At 33.7% G+C, this 20,330-nt stretch carries 15 protein-coding genes; 4 read left to right on the top strand and 11 right to left on the bottom strand.

All coding sequences use genetic code 11. The features are described from left to right. Window positions 1-36: 36 nt before the first annotated feature. Together EHE19_RS03250 and EHE19_RS03245 are read right to left on the bottom strand one after the other, a co-directional pair. Window positions 37-1,092: a PIN/TRAM domain-containing protein gene (locus EHE19_RS03250; RefSeq protein WP_137697590.1), complete on the bottom strand. Its 1,056-nt coding sequence runs from the start codon at window positions 1,090-1,092 to the stop codon at window positions 37-39. 21 nt (window positions 1,093-1,113) lie between these two features. Further along, complete coding sequence (locus EHE19_RS03245; protein ID WP_137697589.1) at window positions 1,114-1,596, bottom strand: CarD family transcriptional regulator; 483 nt, start codon at window positions 1,594-1,596, stop codon at window positions 1,114-1,116. 981 nt (window positions 1,597-2,577) lie between these two features. Here EHE19_RS03245 and EHE19_RS03240 point away from each other — a divergent pair. Further along, window positions 2,578-2,973: a DUF1573 domain-containing protein gene (locus EHE19_RS03240; RefSeq protein ID WP_137697588.1), complete on the top strand. Its 396-nt coding sequence runs from the start codon at window positions 2,578-2,580 to the stop codon at window positions 2,971-2,973. Between the two features lie 111 nt (window positions 2,974-3,084). Here EHE19_RS03240 and EHE19_RS03235 read toward each other — a convergent pair whose 3' ends face one another. The 3 genes from EHE19_RS03235 to EHE19_RS03225 all read right to left on the bottom strand — a co-directional run bounded on the left by EHE19_RS03235 (window position 3,085) and on the right by EHE19_RS03225 (window position 7,058). Continuing rightward, window positions 3,085-3,597, bottom strand: coding sequence for an HD domain-containing protein (locus tag EHE19_RS03235; RefSeq protein ID WP_137697587.1), 513 nt, complete (start codon window positions 3,595-3,597; stop codon window positions 3,085-3,087). A gap of 43 nt (window positions 3,598-3,640) precedes the next feature. Then, window positions 3,641-5,020, bottom strand: a complete 1,380-nt coding sequence (radA, locus tag EHE19_RS03230; RefSeq protein WP_171003571.1) for a DNA repair protein RadA — start codon at window positions 5,018-5,020, stop codon at window positions 3,641-3,643. Between the two features lie 103 nt (window positions 5,021-5,123). Then, window positions 5,124-7,058 (bottom strand): glycoside hydrolase family 15 protein, encoded by a 1,935-nt coding sequence (locus EHE19_RS03225; protein ID WP_137697585.1) that lies wholly within the window; start codon window positions 7,056-7,058, stop codon window positions 5,124-5,126. Between the two features lie 651 nt (window positions 7,059-7,709). Here EHE19_RS03225 and EHE19_RS03220 point away from each other — a divergent pair. Next, window positions 7,710-8,966 (top strand): glycosyltransferase family 2 protein, encoded by a 1,257-nt coding sequence (locus tag EHE19_RS03220; protein WP_137697584.1) that lies wholly within the window; start codon window positions 7,710-7,712, stop codon window positions 8,964-8,966. Window positions 8,967-9,045: 79 nt separating this feature from the next. Here EHE19_RS03220 and EHE19_RS03215 read toward each other — a convergent pair whose 3' ends face one another. The 6 genes from EHE19_RS03215 to fusA form a co-directional block, all read right to left on the bottom strand. Next, the gene (locus EHE19_RS03215) at window positions 9,046-9,939 is read right to left on the bottom strand and encodes an alpha/beta hydrolase (RefSeq protein ID WP_171003568.1); all 894 of its coding nucleotides are present in this window, start codon (window positions 9,937-9,939) and stop codon (window positions 9,046-9,048) included. A 214-nt stretch (window positions 9,940-10,153) separates the two neighbouring features. After that, window positions 10,154-12,586, bottom strand: a complete 2,433-nt coding sequence (locus EHE19_RS03210) for an ATP-dependent Clp protease ATP-binding subunit (RefSeq protein WP_137697582.1) — start codon at window positions 12,584-12,586, stop codon at window positions 10,154-10,156. Between the two features lie 84 nt (window positions 12,587-12,670). Further along, window positions 12,671-13,705: a protein arginine kinase gene (locus EHE19_RS03205; RefSeq protein WP_137697581.1), complete on the bottom strand. Its 1,035-nt coding sequence runs from the start codon at window positions 13,703-13,705 to the stop codon at window positions 12,671-12,673. After that, entirely contained in the window at window positions 13,702-14,190 is a 489-nt protein-coding gene (locus EHE19_RS03200) for a UvrB/UvrC motif-containing protein (RefSeq protein ID WP_137697580.1), read from the bottom strand. Before EHE19_RS03200 ends, EHE19_RS03205 begins: the two co-directional genes overlap by 4 nt. Before the next feature lie 83 nt (window positions 14,191-14,273). Next, window positions 14,274-14,732: a CtsR family transcriptional regulator gene (locus EHE19_RS03195; RefSeq protein WP_137697579.1), complete on the bottom strand. Its 459-nt coding sequence runs from the start codon at window positions 14,730-14,732 to the stop codon at window positions 14,274-14,276. A 341-nt stretch (window positions 14,733-15,073) separates the two neighbouring features. Further along, window positions 15,074-17,158, bottom strand: coding sequence for an elongation factor G (gene fusA / locus EHE19_RS03190; RefSeq protein WP_137697578.1), 2,085 nt, complete (start codon window positions 17,156-17,158; stop codon window positions 15,074-15,076). Window positions 17,159-18,102: 944 nt separating this feature from the next. On the opposite strand from fusA, the gene aroF reads away from it, so the two are divergent. Both aroF and EHE19_RS03180 read left to right on the top strand, forming a co-directional pair. After that, entirely contained in the window at window positions 18,103-19,131 is a 1,029-nt protein-coding gene (gene aroF / locus EHE19_RS03185) for a 3-deoxy-7-phosphoheptulonate synthase (RefSeq protein ID WP_137697577.1), read from the top strand. Continuing rightward, the gene (locus EHE19_RS03180; RefSeq protein ID WP_137697576.1) at window positions 19,118-20,215 is read left to right on the top strand and encodes a prephenate dehydrogenase; all 1,098 of its coding nucleotides are present in this window, start codon (window positions 19,118-19,120) and stop codon (window positions 20,213-20,215) included. Before aroF ends, EHE19_RS03180 begins: the two co-directional genes overlap by 14 nt. Window positions 20,216-20,330: the final 115 nt, after the last annotated feature.

Below are 20,330 nucleotides of genomic sequence, written 5' to 3'. Positions count from 1 at the left end.
ATTTAATTACTACATTCTTTGCATATAAAAATAGTATTACTTATCAGGCTTTGCAAAAATTAATCTTCCTGCTGAAGTCTGAAGAACGCTTGTTACAATTACTTGGATTGCTTCACCTACATACTTCTTTCCATCCTCAACAACAATCATAGTCCCATCATCAAGAAAAGCTACACCTTGTCCAGCTTCCTTACCAGCTTTAATAATTTGGACATTCATTTCTTCACCTGGTAAAGCAACTGGCTTAACTGCATTTGCCAAATCATTAATATTTAAAACCTCAATACCTCTCAGCCTTGCCACCTTACTGAGGTTGTAGTCTGTAGTAACTAACTTGCATTTTAGTTCTAGTGAGGCCTTTAACAGCATTTCATCTACCTCTTGAATATCCTTATAATCCAAATCTGCTATTCTCACCACATAATTATTATCCTTTTGGAGTAAATTCAATATGTCAAGGCCCCTTCTACCTCTTGCCCTTCTTGTGCTGTCAGTAGAATCTGCAATATGTCTAAGTTCTTCAAGCACAAAAGAAGGAATAATAATGTGTCCATCCACAAATCCAGTAGAATATATATCCAATATCCTGCCATCAATTATTGTGCTAGTATCTAGAAGCTTTGATTGTCCCAAAGAAGTTGATTTTGAAGGGCTTTTAGAATCCTTAAAGAAATCCGAAAAAATATCATTTTTCTTCCTTAGAGCCAGAGCCACACCAGCAAATCCTAATAATATATTAATTAAAACCGCAAAGGTTACTCCTAGTATCTCAATCTTCAAAATTGGTATACTTATTAAATTGGCCACAATTAGGCCCAAGATAAGCCCAATAGCACATATAAGCAATTCAGAAAGAGTTATATTTTGTATTCGGCTTTCAAATTTGTCAATAAAACCGCCCAAAAATTCAATAATTTTTGCAGAAATAAAATAAAATACTGCACAAAAAAACAATGAAAATATTACGAATATAGAAATTCGAATACTCTCACTAACATTTATACTATTATTATTAAAAATTGTTCTTAAAATGCTATAGCCAGTAACTGCTCCCAAAATAGAAAAAGAAGCTTTTATTATTCTATTTAACACGCTATCTCTCCTTCAAAAGTTTTAGTCAGCATAAAGGTATTCTTGAATCTTGTCCTCAACCTCATGCTGATTTAATCCTTTTGCAAGAACTAACTCGCTTATTAATATCTGCTTAGCACTGCTTAACATTTTTCTTTCACCTGTAGACAATCCTTTAGTTCTATCTCGCTGCATAAGACATCCGACAACATCAGCAACTTCAAATATATTGCCACTTTTTATCTTAGTCATATTTTCCCTATAACGCTTATTCCAATTGGAAGATAATTCATGAGGTTCATTTTTAAAGACTTTAAAGACCTTGTCAGCTTCAGAAATGCTAATAACATCACGTATTCCAATTTCATTAACGTTATTAGTTGGTATCATTACTTTTAAGTCACCGATTGGAATTTTCATAACATAATAGCTACAAATCTTTCCTAGAATCTCTTTTTCTTCAATAGACTCAATAATGCCTGCACCATGCATAGGATATACTATTTTATCTCCTACATTATACATAGTAACCTCCACACTCACTTTCGACACAAAATTGGTGAAACACTTTATGGAGAACATCCACACTGCTTTCTTTTGAAAAAACAAATATGCTGCAGGAGGAAAAACTCCACGCCTTTATTTATTGTAAAGCATTTAAGCTATGGCGCTAACCTTCAACTTTATTTGTTAAAAAAAAATCAAGCCGTAATGAAAATCTTTATACCTATTTAACAATCGAGTTATTGTAAGGTGTGATAACAACACCAGCAATATTCTAATATTTTCTTTTGTGAAATATAATCAAAAATACAAATATTACGTACTAAACCTAGTCATATTGTTTCATTTTGAACCTTAATATGTTGAACTAAAGTCAAATATTCTCTTATTATCTACTAAGCCTAAGTAATATTGTTTCATTTTGAACCTCTATATGTTGATCAAAAGTCAAATATTCCCTAACTAAAATCAATAATCTAACTAACGAACTTGAGCCTTGAAGTTAGCCTAAGCACCAACCTTCTGCACAAAAATGGCAAAACTATCTGTGGAAATGCTCGAAATTACGCTAAATACACTCGGACTATCTTTCAAGCTAAATACTTAGAACCACCACTTTAAGCATAAGAATTTGGTTTGCCTACTTGTAAACCTACCTAAATTTAGAAGGACAATAATAATTATGTATACCCATTATAGTTCTCAAAACATAGCATATCAAAATTCTTGAACTATTACAGGCAAAGGCTTAAACCAAAATTGACTTATTTAAAGATGCAATGAATATAATATTAAAACGCACCATAAAACATTGAGTGCGTTTGATTAGCTGCGTATTTACTTCTATTAATTTTAGTATACTACAAAGAACTTGCAATGTCAAAAAATAGTCACAATAATATTTATGGAAATTATATTTTGTTAAACCACTGTTTTTATTTGACATAACCTCTAGTAAGAACGTATAATTAGACTAGACATCTAAATACTGAGGTGAATCATATGAAAGATATGCTTATTGATGATTTTCAATACACTGCACAGGAATTACTTATTAGAAATAAAAGTATACTTGATTTGATTACGAAATATCAGGATTCAAATTCTAGAGTTAATAGGGCAATTATAAAGACTGTTACACAGTGCGGTTGCATGACTATATCAGCACATAAACAGGAAATCCCTGATGATGCTAGTTTTGACGAAATGAAAAATTCTGTAGAAAGCCATATCGAAGGCACCTTATGTGAAAATTGCAGAGATGCTATTGAAAGAGATATCGGAAGAAATGTATTTTATTTAGCATCCATTTGCAATGCACTTGATTTAAACCTATATGATATTATTCTTAAGGAAAACGATAGAATACGTATGCTTGGAAAATATAACTTGAGGTGAAATTTTCAATTTTTTCCAACAATATACTATTTGAAGTATAAGATTACTAATGCTGATAACAAACAGAGCTAGTCAATTTTTATTTGTCTAGCTCATTTTTAATATTTCAATTTATTTAATTTCTAAATTATCCTCATTCAGATACATCAAGTCCAAATAGTTTTTACCTGTTTTTGTTTTAAAATATTTATCTTTTAAAGATAATACCGAATCTTTTGATATTTCATCTTCATGTACGTTAATTAAAAAATCAGCTTCAACAAGAATTTGAAAATCAATATCATCAATAGCAGTATATGTATGATGATGCCCTACAAGAAAACAAACTCTATCTACAAGCAAATCATCAAATTCAAGTCTCTCAAGCAGCTTCTTTGCAATTGGAGGCCCTTCTAGTTCTTGGTATTTTCCCGCACTAGAATTATACTTCTGCTCACTGACTTTTATGCCTATATCATGTACAATAGCTGCCACTTCCAATATATCCTGTTTTTCATTGTCCAATCCTTCCATCTCTCCTATTGTTTTGGCAAAGCTATATACTTTCATAAAATGATTAATTCTCTTTATGTCTCCTGCATAGTATTTGACCATTTCACTTATCAATTCACTCTTTTTGAGCATTTTGCAACCCTCCTAAATCTATTTGAATTTGCAATTATGTTATTTATCCTTTATTAAAAACATGTCTTATAACATCCTGAAGAAGTTTCAACTCTATCACTTCAATATTTTTAGTATCCAAAGTACGCACGATGGCATTTGGAGCCACATAGACTCTTTTAAAACCTCTTCTGTCAAGTTCTCTTATTCTAAGTTCTAATGAAGGAACCTTTTTTAGTTCACCTGTTAATCCCACATCAGCAATAAAGGCTGTATCATTTGGTATTTCCTTGTCAAGTACTGATGAGACTATACTCATTATAATGGCTAAATTAACTGTTTGTTCTTTTAATTTAAGACCTCCTGTGGTTTTAATAACCACATCCTTATCGTAAAGAGATACTTTACCTCTCTGTTCAAGAATTGATATCAAAGTACTTAGCTGTTCTCGTCGAACACATTCACCTATTCTGGATGGATAAGGCGTAAATGTCTTTGATACTAAGCTCTCTATTTCTACAATAATTGGTCGGGAACCATCCTTAACAACTGTTAATGCACTTCCTGAAACTCTTTCATTTTCGTCTCTGCTTGTCATAAAATACTCTGAAGGATTGTCAATTGATACAAGGCCATTTTCAGTCATTGAAAAATAACCTCTCTCCCATGTACTCCCAAATCTGTTTTTAGATACAGAAAGCCCTCTCAATTCCTCTTCATTTTCACCATCTAATATCAAAACAGCATCTACAAGATGTTCCAAAGCACGTAACCCTGCTATTTCCTCACTTTTATTCATTTGCCCAACCAAGAATACTGCCCTTGGCTTTAAAGGGTCTTTTGCAAGCTTGAGCAATTCATTTGCACATTCCATAGTTTGAGTGGGTGAACCTGCTCTAGAACCAGGGAATTCCTCAAGAACAAAGGTTTGTATACTATCTACTATCACCAAATCCGGATCAATCTGTCTGACAACTTCTAGTACATTATCCATGCTGTTATCTGAATATACCCAGACTCCTTTTTCAATTTTATTAAATAGCCTGTCTGCCCTGTTTTTAATCTGACTTTCACTTTCTTCTCCAGAAGCATAAAGCACCTTATAGCCCTTTGCAGCAACGTCTCCTGCCACCTGCAATAAAAGTGTAGACTTACCAGCCCCAGGCTTCGCAGTAATAATAGTAATGGAATCCCTTACTATTCCTCCCCCCATTACTCTGTTAAACTCATTTATTCCAGTAAGTATACGATCACTGTTTGTGGCCTTTATTTCATTTAATGGGGCAATCTTTTTAACAGTTCTGGCTGAGGAAGCTTTATTCTTTTTAGCTTCTACAGTTTTTTCTTCTAGTGTATTCCATTTGTTGCAGTCGGGACAGCAACCTACCCATTTGGAAGCTTCATAACCACAGTTACTGCATTTGAACACAGTTTTAGTTTTTATAATTAACAACTCCTATATTTTTAATATGTCTAACTCTTGAATAAGTAGAACAAAACTAAGTACAACTCAGTTTATTCATTCCAAAAAGTTAATAATTTTAATTTTATAAAACTCCCGCCTTTATAAGTTCTGAAAACACATGGACATACATTGCATGAGACCATGTAAGAGGTATTACCCAATCGGGCTTTCCAGTATATTTGTTACGCTGTTCAGGCAGTAAGCCCATTTCCGTTTTTGAGTCGGCAGCCCAATACAAATATTCCTTTGCTTTTGCATAGTTGCCTGTTTTTGTATGATATAAAGCAACCCATAGCGTAGTAAGCACCCAAGGATTCCCACCAATATATGAGTCATTTTCGTATCTCTTTATTCCTCCAATTCCCTCCGAGGTTAATACCTGTTCAATTAGTAAAACAGTATCCTTAATCATAACATCATTGGCATCAAATACATCAAATGGAATACTTAATCCCACTAAGCTTACATCAACCTTCCAATCCTCTAACGTCACATCTCTCATATAACCCTTTGGATTTATTTCAATCATTGTTGTATTTTGAGAAGGTTCAGGTCCCCATCCATTTAATTTTACTCTGACACTTCTGATAAATCGCTTATAATCCTCTTTCCAAAAGTACTTAATAATTGCTTGCTTAATATTTTTTGCATGCTCATCCCACTTGACATACTGCTTATCTGATTTACCCAAAATTTTAGCAATTTCTACAGCCGATTTAAGTCCTGCATATACTGCTGCAGATGAATACGCATGTTCTCCAAATCTTTCTTCCCACAAATCAAAGCTAGGCTTTGGTAATCCAGTATCTCCATCTATAAATTTAATTAAAAATTCAGCACCAGCCACCACACTATTCCATACAAATTGTAAAAACTCTATTTTTTTTACATAATTATAGTGGTTAAGCATCCCCCATAGCAATGTTCCTGTTTCATCTATCTGCAATCCCCAACAAGGTGCTAAATTTCCATCCATATGATAACGTTGCTGCCAGCTGCCATCTTCGTCTTGTATACTAACGGCCCATTTATAGAAATGGTCAACACAATCATTTAGCCCAGCTATATCCAGTGCCCCTGTTATAAAAGCAGCATCCCTTCCCCAACAATATGCATATCTACCACACTTTGTAAAATATTCATCAACTTCAGGGGCTGCTAATAACCCTCCGCTTTTTTTATCATACATCAGCTTAAATACCAATAATGACCTCTTATACAAAATATCCAACCTATCGTTTCCTGATTTTAATGACTTTGCCTTGTGTAAAAATTCCTTCCAATATTGCTCAGTTTCATTGAAAATAGTTAAAGCACCAATTTTTCTTACTTCTTTTATAACATTTTTAGCTGATTTTAAATTAGAACTTGCAGTAATATAAAGATTAAAATACTTAGTTTCATTTTTTGCAAACCTGCCCATATCCCATGAAACTGCAGCATCCTTCATCATACCAATATCGTCCTTGCCAAAAAGGTATGTATTTACAGCAGCCTCATTTGCATTGTTACCAATTTGAAACTGCATAGCAGGATTGTCTGAAAATATAGATATATAATTATTGCACCTGTAATGGATTAAAGCCTCATTGTTAAAATCAAACAACGAACATGCGATGTCAGTATCAGCACTAGTTGCAGCTGAAAAAGTAACAAATCCCAATTCCTTTTGCTCATTTGATATATTTTTTATTTCAAATCTCCTTACCAGCACATCCCTATCAGGGTGAACAAAATCATACAATATAACCTGATAACCATCAGCAGCATTTGTTATAGTACTTTTAACTATGTTAGAATCCTGTAAATATTCCTGATGATGCTCACAGCGTTGATCATTTAGCCACACTGTGCTTCCATTTCTGTTTTTTATAAAGATACCGCATAGCATCTTGTCAAATTGCTGTAAATAATCAATATTAGGCCAAAATAATCTAAGCAATTCACTTTTTTCACTTAAACAAACCAGCATTGAAGAATTGCCAACAATTGCATTATTGTAATATGATTTTTGCATTATTACCTCCATGAAGTTTAATACTGCGGAATAAGCATTTATATAGCTTTAAATAATTATAACAGCTAAAAACTAATATATACTCTATTGGAATTAAAATTAGTACATATATTATAATCATGCATTATACCGTATTTTAATTAAAAACTACTAAAAGTATTAACTACCTTGTTATACTTAGTTACAACGTCTAAATGCAGTCATTTAATAATGAAGTTTCAATTTTAAAACTTTATATCCTCTGAACTTAAAATGATTTTTGGATTGTAATGATTACAAAAAATATCCAATAAATTCAGCGGTATTCATTGAGGCTAGAGATGCTCTTATCGACTTAAAATTAAAGCTGTATTAATAACTTTTAAAAGTGAAGGATATTTCTTGCCTCGGTACAAATCAAATTAGCATAAGTTTATTATAGCATAAATATTTTTCCATTTTTAGAGCAAACTATTAATACTATCTTGTTTTTAATATAAAAAGCAATATTTAAAATCACTGCTTATAAATCAAACTGCATAAATAGTGGCTTAACGTTAAAAATTATATTTGCGAGTTTGTCTCCATAGCAGTAAATATGGTTATTAAAATTTGATTACATTTTAAATGCAAATTAATATAAGCAGTTCAAATTATTAATTGGAGGATTTCATGCAAACAATACTTTATTATATCAGTTTTTATATAAGTGAGATTATTCAGATAGTTATTTTTGTGGCAGGCTGTTATTTTGCCGGAATATCTATCTTTGGATGGATAAAAAGAAAAGAAATAGATGGTGATGAAATAGCTCCTGAAAAAAGCTTTGCTCTTGTTATTGCTGCACATAATGAGGAATTAGTGATTAGCAACATTATTGATAGTCTATTGAAATTACGTTACCCTCGCCATTTATATGATATATTTGTAATTGCTGATAACTGTACTGATAACACCGCTAAAATAGCTCAATCTCTAGGTGCACAGGTACATATCCGTGAAAATGAATCGCAAAAAGGAAAAGGCCATGCATTAGAATGGATGTTTGAAAGAATCTTTAAAATGGATCGTCAATACGATGCAATTGCTATTTTTGATGCTGATAATCTTGTTTCAACAAACTTTCTTTTAGAAATGAATAAGCAGCTTTGCAAAGGGCATAAAGTTGTTCAAGGCTATATAGACAGCAAAAATCCTTATGACAGCTGGATTACATGTTCATATTCCATTGCCTTTTGGCTGTCAAACCGTATTTTTCAGTTGCCCAGGTACTATCTAAAGCTAAGTTGCAGCCTTTGCGGAACTGGTTTTTGTATAGATACCGATGTTTTGAAAAAACTCAAATGGGGTGCTACTTGTTTAACAGAAGATCTTGAATACACTATGAAGCTTGCATTAAACGGAATCAAAATTTCATGGGCACATAAAGCAGTGGTTTACGACGAAAAGCCATTAACCTTAAAACAGTCTTGGAAACAGCGTAAGCGTTGGATGCAGGGTCATGCAGATTGTGCAAGCAAATATCTTTCTCCACTATTCAAACAGGCATTTTCACAAGGAGATCTTGTATCCCTTGATTGTGCACTATATCTGTTTCAGCCTATAAGATTTATATTTATAGGTTTAATGACATTAATGCTGTGGATTCAAACTGTATATCCGGAGTTTCCTCTTTTCTGTATTCAGTATGTCTTTCCTGTAGAGGTATGGTATGTCATGGGGATATTTCAAATGTTTTATGGTCCTTTAATAATTTTGGCAGAAAAAAAATTCAATATAAAGACACTTCTGGGTTTTATAATTTATCCATTTTACTGCCTCACATGGGTACCTATTACCATACAAGGTTTTTTAGAAAAGGACAACAAAGAATGGAGCCATACCATTCATACACGACAAATGAATATTAATGATATGGAAAATCAGTGAACTCTTATAAATCCTTAAAAAAGCATTTTATTGCTTTTTTAAGGATTTTCTTTACAAGTCAAAAATATTATTACAGCCTCTATTTACCCCATAAGGTTCGCTTCAAATGGTTTATCATCAACTGCCAGGATTCATCAGCTAATGGACTGCTTTTCATGTTAAAGCCGTGTTCAGCGTCAAATCGTTTGTGTGTCACATCCACACCTGCCTCCACCAGTCTGTCCATAAATTTTTCTCCCTCTTCGCACAATGAATCACGGCTAGCAGTAATTACTAATGTAGGAGGAAAAGATTTCAACTCCTCTTGTGCTGCATATATTGGAGATATAAGAGGATTTTTCCTTGCCTCTTTGTTATTACAGTAGCATGCATCAAACAAACGGCACATAGGTATTGGAATTGCATCTTCTGTCTGTTTCTTAAGGCTTGCATCCGTATAAATATCCATCGGTGCATAGTCAAGTATCAAGCTTTTAATTCCCAGAAGCTTTCTTTCGTTATCCAATAGACATATGGCAGCACTTAGATTTCCACCTGCACTGTGACCTCCAACAGCAATATTATTAGGGTCTATATTAAATTCCTTCCAATTCTCTTTTGCATACTTAATTACCGCATAGCACTCATTCAAAGCTTTTGGAAACGGATATTCAGGAGCAAGGCTGTAATCTATATTGATAATTTTTACATTGGCATTATCTGCAATATTCATCATAAATGGGTCATCCGATTCCGCACTTCCCAACACAAATCCGCCTCCATGAATGTTGACAAACAACGGCAATGATTGTGAATTATTAAGGTTATAAGCCAATATACGCACTTTACCTTCTTCAGTATCCAAAAACATCTCGGTACCCACATGTTGTTTCTTCAAAGCTGCCGAATCACTTCCAGACATCGACATTTTCAGGCGCTTTATTTCACTTTTTAGTTCTTCATCTGTCCATACCTTTTCTATTGGTTCTATCATTTTTTTCACCATACCTTATAGAATAATTAGTTGTTGATAAAAATGAACACTAACAAACTATGTTCGAAAGTTGATATTTAATTCTAGCATATAAAAAAACATGTTACAAATAAAACCTTATATAAAAATGTGCTCCAATCAGTATTCTAATTAGTATACAAAAAAGAGCATACCCTACAGCTATATAGAGTACGCTCTAATATTTGATTTAATTTTATAGCTTATTAACTACAAATTTTTCTCCTTCAATATCTACCCTAACTTTATCTCCTGCTTTAATTCTGCTCTCAAGCATCTCTTCTGCAAGCATATCCTCAATCATGCTCTGGATAGCACGTCTAAGCGGTCTTGCACCATAAATAGGATCAAAGCCTTTTTTAGCAATATAAGTCATAGCCTCATCACTTACTTCAAGTGTCACTTCATTTTGCTCTAACCTTTTTACCAGAACACTAAGCATCAGCTTGACAATTTCTTTTATATCATTCTCTGTCAATGGGTGGAATACAATTATATCATCAATTCTGTTAAGGAATTCTGGTCTGAAGGTTTTCTTCAATTCACCCATTACATTTTTCTTCATATCCTCATAATTTTTTGCACTTTCATCGTTTCCAACTGAGAAACCAAGGCGTTTGGGCTCTGTGATTGATCTAGCACCCACATTTGAGGTCATGATTATTATTGTATTTCTGAAGTCAACAACTCTGCCCTGTGAATCTGTTAATCTTCCATCTTCAAGAATCTGAAGCAAAATATTAAATATATCTGGATGAGCCTTTTCAATTTCATCAAAAAGCAGAACAGAATATTGCTTTCTTCTTACTTTTTCAGTCAATTGTCCGCCTTCATCATAGCCTACATATCCTGGAGGTGAACCAACAAGTTTTGATACACTGTGTTTCTCCATAAACTCTGACATATCAACACGTATTAAGGCTTTTTCGTCACCAAACATTGCCTCTGCCAAAGCTTTACAGAGTTCTGTTTTTCCTACACCTGTAGGTCCTAAGAATATAAATGAACCAACTGGCCTTTTTGGGTCTTTTAATCCCACTCTACCTCTTCTGATAGCTTTAGCTATTGATTTTACAGCTTCATCCTGTCCAATAACACGATTATGAAGGGTTTCTTCCAATTTACGAAGTCTTTCAGTTTCTTCTTCTGCCAATTTCTTGACAGGTATACCAGTCCAGCTGGCAACTATATCTTCAATTTCATCCTCTGTAACAATATCTGTTTTTGTTTGATTCTTCTGATGCCATTCATTTCTTATTCTTTCTAGTTCATTTTTTAGTTTTTGTTCTTCATCCCTTATTTTTGCTGCCTTTTCAAATTCTTGATGCCTTATAGCATCTTCCTTTTCTTTGCTAAGTCTTTCTACCTTTTCCTCCATGTTTTTTACATCAGGGGGAGCTGTAAAGGTTTTTAGCCTTACCCTTGAAGCAGCTTCATCAACAAGGTCAATAGCCTTGTCTGGAAGGAATCTGTCTGTGATGTATCTATCACTTAGCTTAACAGCTGCCTCTAAAGCGCCATCTGTTATCTTAACTCTATGGTGTGCCTCGTATTTATCCCTGACACCCTTTAATATCTCGACCGCTTCCTCTTTTGTAGGTTCACCAACTGTAATTGGCTGGAATCTTCTCTCTAAGGCAGCGTCCTTCTCAATATGCTTTCTATATTCATTTAATGTGGTAGCACCAATAACTTGTATTTCACCTCTTGCAAGTGATGGCTTTAATATATTAGAAGCATCAATAGCACCTTCTGCAGCACCAGCACCAACAATTGTATGCAGTTCATCTATAAATAAAATTACATTGCCAGCTTTTCGGATTTCTTCCATAGCCTTTTTGAGTCTTTCTTCAAATTCTCCTCTATATTTTGCACCTGCAACCATAGAAGAAACATCTAAAGTAACAACCCTTTTATCATTTAATATTTCAGGAACATTTCCCTCAACAATCTTTTGAGCAAGTCCTTCGGCAATGGCAGTCTTTCCAACTCCAGGTTCTCCTATTAGACAAGGATTATTTTTGGTTCTCCGGCTTAGTATTTGTATAATTCTTTCTATTTCTGTATCTCTGCCTATAACCGGGTCAATTTTTCCATCTCTCGCCATATCAGTTAAATCTCTGCCAAATTGATTCAATGTAGGCGTATTAGAACTACTTCCTCCATTTTTAGGAGCACCTGTTGAACCAGGTGCATCCTCATTTAACACCTTAACAAGTTCAGATAAAAGTTTTTGGGGTTCAACACCTAAGTCCATTAATATTCTAACAGCTACACTTTCCCCCTCCTTCATAATCCCAAGGAGTAAATGTTCCGTTCCAATATAGCCTTGACCCATTCTTCTTGCTTCTTTGAAAGCAAGCTCCAACACTCTCTTTGTCCTAGGCGTAAATCCAACTGGTGTCTCTCCAACTGTTTCACCCTTGCCAATCAATTCTTCAATTTCCTTTAATATTTTCTCCTCAGTTATTCCCTGTGCCTGGAGTACTCTTGCAGCAACTCCAGAGCCTTCTTTTACGAGACCTAACAATATATGTTCAGTACCTACATAATTATGCCCTAATTCAACAGCACTCTGCTGAGAAAATGTCATTGCTTTTTCTGCCTTTTCCGTAAATCGTTGATACATTTTTATCACCTCTCACTTATCCGCACCATAATAATTTGCATTCAATCTGTTTACTAATTCTATTACAATCTTCAATAGCCTTTATCACTTGTCTTCAGATGATTGCAATTGACTTCTAATCAATTCTGCCCTTTTAATATCCCTTTCATCTTGAGATAACGGCTTACCTGATATTTTTTGCAGTGTTGCCGGCTGTGACAACACCTGTATGTCATTCAAAGTATTTATACTAATATCCTTTATTATTCCCATACTTACACCAAGTCTAACATCTGATAAATATTTAAAGCATTCCTGTGTGGAAATAATTCTTGCATTAAGTAAAAGCCCATATGATCTATAAATTCTATCCTCAAATTTATAGATATTCTGCTTGTATAGCTGAAGTCTCAAGGACTTTTCTCTATCAATTATCTGCTTGCATATACCATCAATACTGGCAATAGTCTCTTCTTCATTCCTGCCTAAAGAAATTTGATTTGACACTTGAAACATATCACCAACTGCTTCACTGTTTTCACCATAAATGCCCCTTACAGTAACACCCACTTTATTACAGCCTTCAAGAATGGATTGAATATATCCAGTCATAACCAGCGCTGGAAGATGCAGCATTACCGACGCTCTCATTCCTGTTCCAAGGTTTGTAGGGCAGCTTGTTAAGTAACCATATTTATCATCAAATGCATAATCTGCCTTTTCAGAAATTATAGAATCTATGTTATCGCATACAGAATATGCCTTTTCTAACTGAATGCCTGAAAACAATGCCTGAATTCTTATATGATCCTCTTCATTAACCATTATGCTCAAATTCTCATCTTCATTTATAAATGCTCCGCAGTTAACTTTTGTTTCTGCTAAATCAGGACTTATGAGGTGTCTTTCCATAAGTGAGATTCTATCAATTGGATGCATAGCAGATATATCTGCAAACATCAGCTTAGTTTGGGATTTATTTTCGGAAATTATTTCCTGCATTCTCTTAATAAGTTCAGTATGATGCTTTGAACTCATTTTAATTGAAAAAGGTATATCAGCAAAGTTTCTAGCGAGCCTTACTCTGCTTGAAACAGCTATATCACATTCTGGCCCCTTTTCCATCTTATTCCTACTCATTCTCCCACCTCCAGGCTCCTGATTCTGTCACGAATTTTTGCTGCTTCTTCATATTCTTCTCTTTGAATAGATTCATTCAAAAGTATTTTAAGCTTTTCAATTTCATTTGGTACACTTACATTGCTGCTAACTCTTTTAGGCACCTTTCCATGATGCTCAACATTTCCATGAAGTCTTTTTATAATAGGGTCAAGCTTTTGTTCAAATGCCTTGTAGCAGTTGCTGCAGCCAACTCTTGAGCTTTTTAAAAATTCATTGTATTCCATGCCGCAATTTTTACATTTTAAACTAATAGGTGCTTCTTGCTTTACTTGTGAACCAAATAGACCAAATAGTAAATCATTAAATCCAAATGGTGCTACAAATTCTGTATGTCCTATCTCTTTTGCACACTGCTCACATAAATAAAGGTCAATTTTTTTATTATTGTTTATTTGTGTGATTTGTACATTTGCTGCTCTTTTCTGACAATTTTGACAGAGCATTATATCACCTCTATATCTTTTTGCTATTTATACTAAATTGTATTCAAATTATGTCTGTTCTATATTTGAATTCAATTTAGTTATTAAACTATCAAACTTATAATCATATTCTTTAATTGTGCGGCTCTTAAAACATCTCTATCAGGCATCGGAACTCCTCCAATAACTTTATCACTGATAGCCGCCTTCATAATAGAAGCCTCTCTTTGGTTTATAACATTATAATCAACAAAATTATTAATAAATACTTCCGCAGACTGCTGGGAAATACTTGAACCCATTGAAGCTATAATATGCATTATATAATTACTTGGAATAGAAATATCAATCCTCTTAATTTTTACATGTCCGCCTCCGCCGCGTCTGCTCTCAACATAATAGCCCCTATCAGTTGTAAACCTTGTAGAAATAACATAATTTATTTGAGATGGAACACAGTTAAATTGGTTGGCTAATTCATTTCTTTGGATCTCTATTGCACCATTTGTTTCTGAAATCATTTGCTTTATAAAATTTTCTATTAAATCACTTAAACTAGCCAAGACATAACCTCCATTTCTATAAAATTGATTTTGACTTTCTTTGACCTTAACTAAATTATAATATATTTTAAAAAGGCGTGCAATACTTTTTTACTTATTTCCCCACTATATAATGGTAGCCTTGGGACAACTTATTAATAATTGTTTTACATCTTTTCTGTAACTTAAATATTTCTTTTGCATTGCTATTATATTTTCTACTATAAAAAAAATACTATTCAATACTTATTAATTATCTTTCGCTTTCAAAATAAGCAAAATACAGTGCTTTACACATTGGATTAAAAATCCATGCAAATATTTTGGGCTTCTGATTTTTCTCAGAAGCCCAATTTTTTACTTTAATCTTCATCATCCTCAGCCATATTCTTTTTAGCCTCTTCAATTACTTTATTTGCAACCATTGCAGGCACTTCTTCATATCGTTCAATTTTGAGAGTGAAAGAACCTCTTCCGTGTGTCATTGACCTTAGGTCCGTTGCATATCTAAACATTTCAGCCTGCGGCACTTCAGCCTCAATTTCTTGATAGCCGTTTTCGAGGGAATTCATACCCTGAACACGTCCTCGTCTTTTATTCAAATCACCAATGATATCTCCCATATAGCTCTCAGGAACAGTAATTTTTACATTTGCAATTGGTTCAAGTAATACAGGAGAAGCAAGAGGTAAACCTTTCTTGTATGCCAATCTTGCCGCTATTTTAAATGCCATTTCAGATGAGTCTACATCATGATATGAGCCATCTAGCAAAGTAGCTTTAAGGTTAACAACAGGGTATCCTGCAAGTACACCATGAGCAATAGCCTCTCTAAGACCTTTTTCAACTGCAGGATGATATGTTTTAGGTACAGATCCTCCAAATATCTTTTCTTCGAAGATTAAATCTTCTGTATCACCATGTTCAAACTCTATCCACACATGTCCGTATTGTCCATGACCTCCAGATTGCTTTTTATGCTTTCCTTCAACCTTTACTTTTTTCTTTATGGTTTCTCTATAAGCAACCTTTGGATTTACCAGATTTACTGAAACTCCAAATTTAGCTTTAAGCTTGCTTACAATAACATCTAAATGCTGCTCACCCACTCCAGAAATCAAGGATTGACGTGTCTCAGTGTTTATTGAAATCTTAAAGGTTGGATCTTCATCCTGAAGCTTGTGAAGTCCAGAGTTAATCTTTTCTTCATCACCTTTTGCCTTTGGCTCAATGGCCATAGATATTGCAGGTTCAGGGAACTCAATTTTTTCATATAAAATGCGGTTTGAATTATCACATAATGTGTCATTTGTATTGGTTGCTGCTAACTTCGCTACACCACCAATATCACCCGCAATTAATTTATCTACAGGTATTTGCTTCTTTCCGCGCAGCATAAATATCTGTCCTAATTTTTCAGTTTTCTCTGTAGTAGGATTATATACCGTTGAATCAGATTTTATTGTACCAGAATAAACTTTAAACATTGAAATTTTCCCTACAAATGGGTCTGCGATGGTTTTAAATACAAAGGCAGATAATGGTCCGTTGGCATTTGGCTTTATTTCAACAACATCATCTGTTCCAATCTTTGTGGCTATTTCAACTGTGTCTTCAGGTGATGGCATAAATGAAACAATTGCATTCATCAATTCCTTAACTCCAATGTTTTGAAAAGATGAACCGCAAAATACAGGTGCAATTGTTCTATCAGCAACACCAGCTTTAATACCTTTCAAAAATTCTTCCTGAGTATACTCCTCACCACTAAAGAATTTTTCCATCAAACTTTCGTCTGTCTCAGCTATTAACTCATCAAGTGAACTTTTTATTTGGGATATTCTATCAGTTAAATCCGCAGGAATTTCAGCATCAACTAGCTTATCCTTTTGGAATTTTTTCGCACTCATATTAATTATGTCAACAAAACCAACATATTTTTCAGCTTCATAGATAGGAAGCTGGAAGGGGATTACACTATTTCCGAAAATAGATGACATTTTGTCATAAGAAGCATCAAAATTAGCATTTTCTTCATCCATCTTGTTAATGAAGAAAAATCTAGGAATCTTTCGATTATTTGCATATGTCCAAGATTTTTCTGTTCCTACTGAAACACCACTTTTTGCAGAAACAACTATAATGGCACTATCCGCAACACGAATTCCCTGCATTACCTCTCCAACAAAGTCGAAATAGCCGGGAGTATCAATTATATTAATCTTTTTATCCAGCCATTCACACGTTGCTATTGCAGTACTAATAGAAATTTTTCTTTTAAATTCCTCTGGGTCATAGTCCATTGTGGTAGTTCCATCAACGACTTTCCCAAATCTGTCCAACACTCCAGCATTAAACAACATAGCCTCAGCCAAAGTAGTTTTTCCTGCATTGCCGTGAGCTAAGAGGCATATGTTCCGTAAGTTCTGTACGGCATAGTCCTTCATAATCATTCCTCCTTATTTTTGTTAATCATTTCATACTTATATGTTAAAACTGCTTTTAAAGCCAAAGCAAAATTACATGGGTTAAACCCTTTCCCTCCTGCAAATATACAAAAGGCAAGTACATAAAATTGATTTTAAATTTCAGAGTAGATTAAAGTTAATAATACTATAGCCTAAACAATAAATAATACTGCTTTATAAAGTTTTATATATATTTCATATTCTTAAAAGATTCTCAATAATTTAATATTAATTATTCTATTTATATATGTGTTTTACCTCTTTTATTATCAAAAAATTTTTTATATTTTTAATTAAGTCATCCTTTTCACATAAAAATCAATTGGTGAGTAAATTTGTCAATAGCTTGTTATGTAGTAAACTAACCTGTCTTTAAAAATTATTTGCTTTTTGTTTGGTAATGCTGCCCTCAATTGTTAGGCTTTAAGCAGTATATTCAACTTTAAAGTTTGAGTAATAAAATCATACTGTACTATAGTAAATTATTGGGTACTGATTTGGTATAACATAATTAATTACGCTTCAATAAACTTTCAAACCATATTACTTTACTCTTAATAAGCCTAATTACCACTAATTCTTGACGTATATAATTAGAGGTGCTCATATTAATCACTGGAAAGTTAAGTAAGTATTCTGTTTCTTCTTTATATTTTGTTTTACTTGCTATATAATATAAGTGTTACAAATTTAAAGTCAGTTACTAATAGCCTTGAGTTTAGGTTGTATATCAATACCTGCTTAAAGCATATGAAATTGATTTTATTATTTGGGTAACATAGTATTATGGTTATTACGGTGTAGTATAGTTTCACTTATTGGCCAGGTTTTGAGCCGATAATTTTAGAGTGGCTTGAACTGCCACCTAAGCAGTAAGGTTACATATGTTTAAAAAAGTAAAACGGTAGAAAGGATGTTGATTAATGATTATCGTAATGAATCCAAAGTCAAACCAAATGCAAATTGACGATGTAGTCAATGTTTTAAAAAACTCTGGTTTAGGAGTACACATTTCACAAGGAACAGAGAGAACAATCCTTGGTATTATAGGTGACAAAAGTGTGTTAAGAGATATACCTTTGGAGCTTATGCCTGGAGTAGATAAGTTAGTACCCATTGTTGAGTCTTACAAGCTGGCTGGAAAAACATTTAGGCCAGAGCCAAGTGTAATTGATGTTAATGGTGTAAAAATAGGCGGAAAAGAACTAACCATTATGGCAGGCCCATGTGCCGTAGAAAGTTATGAACAAATAATGGAGGCAGCACATGCTGTTAAGAAATCAGGGGCTCAATTTCTTAGAGGTGGTGCTTTTAAACCCAGAACATCTCCTTATGCCTTCCAAGGCTTAGAAGAAGAAGGTCTAAAATTATTATTAGAGGCAAAGAAAGCTACTGGTTTGCAAATAATAACCGAAGTGACATGCGACAGAGCTGTTGATTTATCTATGCCTTATGTTGATATGTTTCAAATTGGTGCAAGAAATGTGCAGAACTTTCAGTTATTAAAAGAAGTTGGAAAGTCAAAGAAACCTGTCCTACTAAAACGCGGGTCTTCTACAACTATAGATGAATGGTTGAATGCAGCTGAATACATTATGAGTGAAGGCAACTATAATGTTGTTCTATGCGAAAGAGGTATCAGAACTTTTGAAACAGCCACAAGAAATACTCTTGATTTGAGTGCTGTTCCTGTAGTTAAGAATACTAGTCATTTGCCCGTTATTGTTGACCCTAGTCATGCAGCTGGTAAGTCAAAATACGTTGTCCCATTAGCTAGAGCAGCAATAGCAGCAGGTGCAGATGGACTAATTGTAGAAGTTCATCCAAATCCAATGTGTGCATTATCTGATGCTGCGCAGCAGCTAAACTCTAGCGAATTTGACTCACTTTGCAAGGATATTTCTAAGCTGGCACCAATTTTAGAGAGAGAGTTTACTTATGGTTCTAAATAATATTTCAATTATTGGGCTTGGACTAATCGGCGGTTCCTTGGCAAAGGCATTTCGTCATCAAAATGAAAACCTACAAATATATGCCGTAGATAATTGTGTTGAGTCACTCAAAATGTCAGAGTCAGATGGCGTTATTAACAAAGGTTTTAGTGAATGCTGTTCAGAAATATGGAACTCAGATATAATATTCATTTGTACACCAATCAGAAAAACTATTGAGTTTATTGCCCAATTATCAAAAAATATAAATAAAAACTGTATTATTACAGATGTTGCTAGTACAAAAAATGAAATTTGCAGCTATATAGACAGTCTTGAAAACCCGCCAATTTTTATTGGCGGGCACCCCATGGCTGGTACCGAAAAATCAGGATATTCCAATTCTTTTGGCCACTTATTTCAAAATGCATATTATGTATTGACGCCAACTAAGACAGCAACGGAAACTGCATTAGCTGCATTAGCGGAATTACTTAGTGGAATTGGTGCTATTCCTATTATTGTTTCGCCTGAAAAACATGACTTAGTAACTGGATGTATTAGCCATGTACCTCATATCATAGCCTCTACATTAGTTACTTTGGCAAAAAACGAGAATGATCCTGAATTAATAAAGCTTTTGGCCGCTGGTGGCTTCAAAGATATTACACGTATAGCCTCTTCTAATCCAACAATGTGGGAAAATGTTGTACTAAGCAATAGCAAAATTATAATTGAACTGCTTGATAAATGTAAAAAAATAATTGATACTACTATAAATAATATTAATAGTTCAAATAACAGAGAAATATATAATTTTTTTAGTAATGCCAAAGCCTTCAGAGATAGTTTTTCTGCTTCCCCTGTTGGTCTTATTCCCAAAAGTTTTGAATTGATTTTGGATATAGAAGATAAGCCTGGTATTATTGGTAGGATAGCTACACTGTTAGGTAATAATGGCATTAATATTAAAAATATCAATGTTTCGAATAGCCGTGAATATGAACAGGGATGTCTTAGAATAACATTCTTAGATCAAGATAATACCGATAGTGCTTATAAAATACTTTCAGATTGTCAATATAAAGTATTTAGAAAAGATTAATGAATATAAAATGAATATAAAAATTATGGACGGCTTTTAGCCGTCCGTTTTAATTTATACAGTTAAATAAACTTCTTTATACATATTTAAACTTCATGCATAAAGAGTCTATCTT

The sequence above is a fragment of the Ruminiclostridium herbifermentans genome (assembly GCF_005473905.2).
In the GTDB taxonomy this organism is placed as follows: domain Bacteria; phylum Bacillota; class Clostridia; order Acetivibrionales; family DSM-1351; genus Ruminiclostridium; species Ruminiclostridium herbifermentans.
The sequence above is the reverse complement of the archived record's forward strand: the minus strand, read 5'-3'. Positions and strand labels throughout refer to the sequence as shown.